Genomic DNA, 7,056 nt, shown 5'->3' on the forward strand with positions numbered 1-7,056 from the left:
TACTTCTTACGGATTCTCGGACTTAAACACGACAGGCGTTTTAAACACTTGCGAAATTGTTTTCGCATAGTTATCGAAAATCTCTTTACCATGGTATGTGGTCATCAGTTCTTTCCGATATTTCGGCCAGTTGCTTGCGTCTTTCTCTTCAAAGAGGATCTTCACCATATACGCACGCATTTGCGTACGGAATGCGCCTATATCAAAGCCTGGAGGAGGGGCGACATTCGTGCCGAGTACAGGATACTTATAGGTTTTCAGCTTTTCGATGATGGCTCGGTCATGGTCGGTTTCGCGTGGATCGATAATTGTCAGACCAATTGGACTCGGATCTTGCACACCATAAGCAAAGATGGAGCTGTACACATCGAAGAAATTACCGTTAGCTTGATTATCTTTGGTTATCGCATCAGGAATTAAGGTAATGGTGTTGCCACTTTTCGTGTAGTTGGTACCTTCTTTACCATAGTGTGACAGCAAGTAGCCCTCTGGACCAGCCAGCCAATCCATGATCTCAATACTTTTCTTGATTTTCTCTGGCGGTGTTTTGGCGCCAAACAAGAACGGAACACCTGGCAATGCTGCAAAGTTAACCGCATCCGGCATAATGTGGAACGGCACGAAGTCCGCCGTTTTTACGCCGCTGATATCGATCGTCTTCTTCTTCACGCTCGTAGCTACGTTATCAAATGCTGCTGTGCGCAGCAGGCTTTGGAAAATCCCTGCTTTCCCTGCTTCTACTTTCTCGAGCTCTTGCCCTGGTTTAGCTAAAAACCAGTCAGGGTCCACTATTTTTAAAGCCATTGTTGCACGTATATCATCGAGCACTTTCCCCGCCCGAATGTCGGATTGCGGATCTACATATTCACCGTTCGCTTGATCATACCAGAGATCAATCCCTAGTCCATTTTTGTACCATTCCGGAAATTGTTTCGAAACGCCAATTCCGTTTCCGAAAGTAGTGAAACCGTAAGTGTCATTCTTACCATTGCCATCAGGGTCATTGAACGTGAATGCTTTCATCACATTGATCATTTCGTCATAATTCGTCGGCACCTTCAAGCCAAGCTTATCCAGCCAGTCTTTGCGCACATAATACGATTGGTAAAGCTGTTTTTCATAAGGAACAGGAGCACGCATAAAGACTTCTTGAACTTGGTAGCGTGAAATAATTTCTGGGGTTACCCACTTGTAGTAGTTGGGCATCGTTTGCGGGTTTACGTAGGGGGTCAGATCGGCGACTGCTTTATCGATAATAAATTGATTCGTTTGGGCACCGTCGGCTTGGAACATATCAGGGGTAGCGCCGGAGGAAATTTTTAGGTTAATTTTGGTCTTATGGTCTTCTCCAGGGACACCATATTCCATGTTCAGTTTGACATTGAACTTTTGCTCAATCGCTTGACGAATGTAGTCTTTATCAGGCGAAGGTAACGACACATCGTTAGTCGGGACGAATGTAAACCAATTCAATGTGAGCGGCGGCGCTTTCGTAGCTGCTGCCGTTTCAGGTGCGGCTGAGGTTGATGAGGATGCGGATGGTGTAGCCGTAGAATCGTCTTTCGAGCATCCACTTAACACGACCATGCTGGCGATTACGCCGAATGCTACTTGTTTATGCAATTTCATGCAAACGACCTCCCATTTATACTCGAATTCATTCACAAGTCTACTCTGGTTGCCTGTATGACTGAAACGAAGCAAAACAAGGCATCACTCCTTTCATGGCCGTTTGGTGGAGCCGGATCACCCTTTGATGGAACCAACAAGCATTCCTTTTATAAAATATTTCTGGATAAACGGATAGATCGCCAGCAAAGGCAGCGTCGTCACCACAACCGTAGCCATTCGGATCGTRTCTGGCGGCAGCGTTTGAATAACAGAAGGATTCGTGTTCAACTCTTGGCTCACGCTAGACGTAACAATCATATTGCGTAGAATGACCTGAATCGGATACAAATCACGATCTGACAGATACAATATGGCATTAAAGTAGGAATTCCATTGAATCACGCCATAGAATAAACCAATCGTGACGATAATCGGCATGGATAAGGGGATTACGAGCTGGAATAATGTTCTAACATCCCCACATCCATCTACTTTCGCCGACTCTTCGATCTCCGTAGGGAAATTGATAAAGTAAGTGCGCATAATAAACATGTAGAACGGTGAGACGAGTGTAGGGATAATGAGAGACCATATTGAATTGATCAACCCCATGCCCTTCACGACCAGATAGGTAGGTACAATGCCGCCACTGAAGAGCATTGTGAACACAATCGCTAGTAGAAAAAATCTTCCTCCAGGTACATCCTTCTTCGAAAGTGGATAGGCTAGACAAATCGTGACCATAAGACTTAAAAATGTGCCAATGAYCRTAATCACTACCGATATCTTAAGTGCATCCGGCACAAGCTTGCTGCCGAAGATTGCTCGGTAGGCCTGCAGCGTCACTTGCTCTGGGAAAAGAACGAAGCCTCCGTTACGAATCAGTTCTTTATAGGGAGTAATCGACTCGATGAACACAAAGTACAGCGGGAACACCGCAGATAAACAACAGAGCGTAAGGAAGACATAAATGATGACATCGATTACGCGATCAGATTTGGACTTATGTACCGCATATGTCACATGTTCCACCACCTATTAATAAATTCCCGAACCACCTAATTTTTTCGCGATTCGGTTAGCGGCAATCACGAGCACAAACCCAATGACTGATTTAAATACCCCCATTGCTGCAGGAATGCTAAAATCGCTCTGCTCAATGATTCTGCGGAATATCCACGTATCAAGAATATCTCCGACATTCGTTACCCGCGCATTGAGAAATACATAAATTTGATCGAAGCCTGCATCGAGAATGGTGCCTAGCCGCAAGATGAGCAGCAAGATGAACACTTCGCGGACACCGGGCAGCGTAATATGCCAAATTTGCTTCCAACGACCTGCCCCATCTACAACGGCAGCCTCATAAAGCTCAGGATTGATTGTCGCAAGAGCTGCGAGGAAGAAAATAGCGCCGAAGCCTGTATTTCGCCAAACGTCGGTCAGAATAATAAGCGGCCGAAAGAGGTCAGAGTTCGCAAGCACATTGAGCTCGCCCCACCCCATATTTTGATAGAACGTCGTGACGAGTCCTGTGCCAGGTGAGAAAAACGAGTACACCAATCCATATACGATGACCCAGGATAAGAAGTACGGACCATACGTGATCGTCTGCACGATTTTTTTGAACCAAATGACGCGAATTTCGTTGAGCAGCAAAGCGAGAATGAGATCAGGAAGTAGATTGAATACGAGTCGGTATACGCTGATGAGGAGTGTATTGGTCATGAGACGAAGAAAATCGGGTGAACGAAAGATGGTTTCGAAGTTGCTCCAACCGACCCAGGGACTATCCCAGATGCCTTTGGTGACGCTGTAATCTTTGAAAGCGACGAGCAACCCAGCCATCGGGATATAGCGGAAGATGAGGAAGTACAACAGGCCTGGGGCCATTAACAGGTAGAACCATCGGTATCGATATACTTTTCGAAAAACACGATTTGACTTTGTACTGGCGATGGAAGCCATGTGGTCACCCCCCGTTTACAATCCCATTATAATTTATAAACCCAAAAAAATACAAGTGCTATACATGTTTAATTATTGTCTTTAAATTGACTCAAACCCTTGTTGTTTCCCACTTTTTTATGTTGTATATTACCCAGATATTGTTTAGAATACATACAACTGCGCAAATAGGTGGCGATTATTATGATGAGAAAAAAGGACCAATATTGCTATTCTTCCTTGACCGATATCCTACGTGAGCAAATTCTTTCTGGTTTTATTAAGAAAGATGAGTTCCTCATGTCAGAGAACGAATTAAGCAAATATTACGAGCTCAGCCGCAGCTCCGTTCGGAAATCGCTTGACCTCCTGCTGAAGGAAGGGCTTGTTGTGAAGAAGGCTGGACTCGGAACCTTCGTCTCCCCTAACGTCACCGTTCGGAAATCGAAGCGGAAGGTATTGCGCATTTTGACGATTACTCCCTCCTACTTTGTCGACCACTGCTTGCCGTTCATCTGCGAGACGTTCGAAGAGCAGCACCGTGACGTCGACATTAAACTACTCAGCTTTCCCATTGCTCAATTCTGGGAATCACTTCACAAGTGCATTGAAATGGGCATTCAGCCAGACATTTGTATCATCACGGATGGGATCTTCCAAGAGCTTAAATCGATGGACGAATTCGTTAGTTTAGATCGGATTATGGACGATGAATTGACTAGTATGTATCCTAAGCTGCATGACGGATTCCGCAAGGACGGCAGCATCAAAGCGATTCCTGTCACATTTTCGGGTATTTGTCTCGCTTATAATCCGCGTATGTTCGACAAATACAACATTGAATCGCCTCGTCACGGATGGAATAAGGAAGCGTTTATTGACACTGCTGGACAACTAACTTTTGATACAAATCAAGATGGTATAATTGATAATTATGGTTTTTCACTACCCTCTACACTTAACCGATGGAATGTGATCGCCATGCAGAACGGCGTTGACTTTAATAAGCCGAATAAGAAAGCTCTTTTAGACACACTCACATTCATGCACGATATGATTTATCGGAAACGAAGCGCGCTGTTATCTCACATGCAGCTGCACCGCGTAGCGTTCCAAAGCGAGCAGGTTGCCATGATGCTGACAACGACAATCGAACTTGCCGGGTTTGGCGGTAAGCTGCCGTTTGAGCCCAAATTCGCGCCGATGCCATTTGGCGAATCACCTAAAACACTGCTCATCGCGAATGCACTTATGGTTCATTCCGCAAGCACCGAACGTGAGCTGGCGATCCAGTTTCTTCAGACGGCGTGCAGTCCAGAGGTTCAAGATAAAATAGGTAAGTCGCGTTTCCTCTCGGTTTTACATCCGATTAACGAGCAGCATTGGGATCGACATGACCTCGAGTCGCTCCATATCACAAACGGTCAATTACATGATGCTTACTACCAACATGAAACGATCTCAGATAATCAAGTGATGCAAGAAGTTAACAACGAGATGATGCTGTATTGGGAAGGGATGGAATCTGCCGATGAATGTGCAAGACGGTTACATAAGATTCTTTCTCCACGAAAGAAAGCGGTAAGCAGATAAAACATTAAAAAACGCAAGCCTAAGCTAACTTAGGCTTGCGTTTTTCTCATGCTTACAACCCGTTTATAAAATGTGTGCCTTACTCATTTCATTGAAGCTGGATTCTACATATGCTAGTAATAGTTGGACAGCCTTATGTTGGGAGGGGAGACATGTGTTAAGCCCGGATGATGCCAATAAAATCATTGATACCTTTTTGAGTCCGATGTGGTATTTTGTAAGCTCTCAAGAGGATAAAGATGAAATTCACCGACTTGCAAATGAGTTGAGATTAGCTTCAGGTCAGTCTCAAGACTAATAGACATAGGATTTTGATGTCGAGGGGGATGGTGCAGGTGCTTCGTATGCAAGATGCTGTCAAAATAATAGAATCCTTTCTTCTTCCCCGTTGGAACCTCGTCAAATCCCAAAATGAAAAGGATGAGATCCACCGTCTTGCTGACGAACTGAGAAAAGCTGCCAGCCAATCTCCATCTTTAAGCTTTTCCGTTGTCAGCGATATTCACATTCAATACTGGGATACGCAAGCTCAAGGCAAATTCAACGCTGCGTTAGTGGATTTGTATCAGATGAACCCCAATCTGGACGCCTTAGTGATCAACGGAGATCTTGGCGATGGACGATCCAATGATTATGCGATGTTAACTTCTATCCTACAGAAGCATCCGCTTTCGAAGCAAATCTGCTATACGATCGGCAATCACGAATTTTACAAAGCTTATTACCAATCTGCGGCGGACTGGTCGCCAAGCACTTTCCCCAATGGTGAATCGGACCAAGCCTCCATAGAACGTTTTCTGTCTTACACAGGAAGGTCGAGCGTTTATTACGATCGTTGGATTCAAGGCTATCACTTCATTTTCTTAGGCTCCGAAAAATACAAACAATCCGATCCGGCCATTAATGAAGATGCCTGGTTATCCTCGGTGCAGTTAAGCTGGTTGCAAAGTAAGCTTCAAGAAAACTATATCCCGAACAAGCCAATGTTCGTGTTTCTTCATCAGCCTTTACAAGGCACAGTTTCAGGAAGTCTAGCAAGGGGTGTTGTGCAGCAAAACGAATTAAAAATGATCTTGTCCGTTTACCCGGAAGTCATTTTTCTTACAGGGCATACCCACTGGGAATTGCGGTTGCCTTCTACACTTATCAGGGATGTATTCACGATGGTCAATAGTTCCTCAGTGAGTTACCCTTATGACAGCAACGACCAGCCGATTCAAGGAAATCGTTCGGAGGGCTTGGTTATTGCGGTGTACGAGGATCGTGTCCATATTCGGGGACGGGATTTTTACACCCAAACCTGGATCCCAGAGGCTGATTATATCGTAAATCTGTAAGAGGTTTTATACGGAAAAGAACCAGCCACGAATAAAGTGACTGGTTCTTTTTCATTTGCTCGAGCTACTTCATTCAAATTAAGGATGAACCCCAACTCCATATTTATTTGGCTTCGATCGTAAATGTAAACGCTTTAGACCAATCGAGATCAGGCACGATTTTCACTTCGACTGTCCCACGTTCAACTATTTTAAACGCTTGTTTGTAGTTATCTAGATATTTAATAATCGTTGAATGATCTTTAGTTCCATCGATAAATCCTAGCTCCCTAATTTCATTAAAATCGGTTCTGATCGTTTGAACAATGGTTCCAACTGGTGCTGTAAAGTGATTCTTTTCAATTTTTACACGGCCATCTGGAAGAATCGCATATTCAATTCGTAGAGCTCCAGGAATCTTAGGAATCGTATATGGAATCAAAGATAATCGTCCATTCTTGAGCACCCATTCTGAATATCGGCTATCTCTTTTCTCAAGTAATCTTCCATTCTCAAAGAAAATGTCTCCCCTATAAACATCCTCTTTATTAACCAATTCAACAATCTTACCGTTTTTTTTGCTTAGAAT

Annotated in this window: 7 protein-coding genes; 3 read left to right on the forward strand and 4 right to left on the reverse strand. The window is 44.1% G+C overall.

All coding sequences use genetic code 11. The features are described from left to right. Positions 1 to 6: 6 nt before the first annotated feature. The 3 genes from AC1DVJ_RS24685 to AC1DVJ_RS24695 form a co-directional block, all read right to left on the reverse strand. Positions 7 to 1,629 (reverse strand): type 2 periplasmic-binding domain-containing protein, encoded by a 1,623-nt coding sequence (locus AC1DVJ_RS24685; RefSeq protein ID WP_477594346.1) that lies wholly within the window; start codon positions 1,627 to 1,629, stop codon positions 7 to 9. Between the two features lie 117 nt (positions 1,630 to 1,746). Continuing rightward, positions 1,747 to 2,634 (reverse strand): carbohydrate ABC transporter permease, encoded by an 888-nt coding sequence (locus AC1DVJ_RS24690; RefSeq protein WP_477594348.1) that lies wholly within the window; start codon positions 2,632 to 2,634, stop codon positions 1,747 to 1,749. Between the two features lie 15 nt (positions 2,635 to 2,649). Continuing rightward, the gene (locus AC1DVJ_RS24695) at positions 2,650 to 3,579 is read right to left on the reverse strand and encodes an ABC transporter permease (protein WP_477594350.1); all 930 of its coding nucleotides are present in this window, start codon (positions 3,577 to 3,579) and stop codon (positions 2,650 to 2,652) included. Positions 3,580 to 3,762: 183 nt separating this feature from the next. On the opposite strand from AC1DVJ_RS24695, the gene AC1DVJ_RS24700 reads away from it, so the two are divergent. From AC1DVJ_RS24700 to AC1DVJ_RS24710, 3 genes are all read left to right on the forward strand, one after another. Beyond that, a complete protein-coding gene (locus tag AC1DVJ_RS24700) occupies positions 3,763 to 5,151 on the forward strand; it encodes an extracellular solute-binding protein (protein ID WP_477594353.1) in 1,389 nt (462 codons plus the stop codon). A 154-nt stretch (positions 5,152 to 5,305) separates the two neighbouring features. Further along, positions 5,306 to 5,449: a hypothetical protein gene (locus AC1DVJ_RS24705; RefSeq protein WP_477594355.1), complete on the forward strand. Its 144-nt coding sequence runs from the start codon at positions 5,306 to 5,308 to the stop codon at positions 5,447 to 5,449. A gap of 46 nt (positions 5,450 to 5,495) precedes the next feature. Beyond that, positions 5,496 to 6,488 carry a metallophosphoesterase family protein gene (locus tag AC1DVJ_RS24710; RefSeq protein WP_477594359.1) on the forward strand — a complete coding sequence of 331 codons (993 nt, stop codon included), beginning with the start codon at positions 5,496 to 5,498 and terminating at the stop codon, positions 6,486 to 6,488. Positions 6,489 to 6,591: 103 nt separating this feature from the next. On the opposite strand, the gene AC1DVJ_RS24715 is transcribed toward AC1DVJ_RS24710, so the two are convergent. Beyond that, the coding region (locus AC1DVJ_RS24715) for a hypothetical protein (RefSeq protein ID WP_477594357.1) at positions 6,592 to 7,056 on the reverse strand (465 nt) is incomplete at its 5' end.

It is taken from the genome of Paenibacillus sp. P4_A9 (assembly GCF_056402415.1).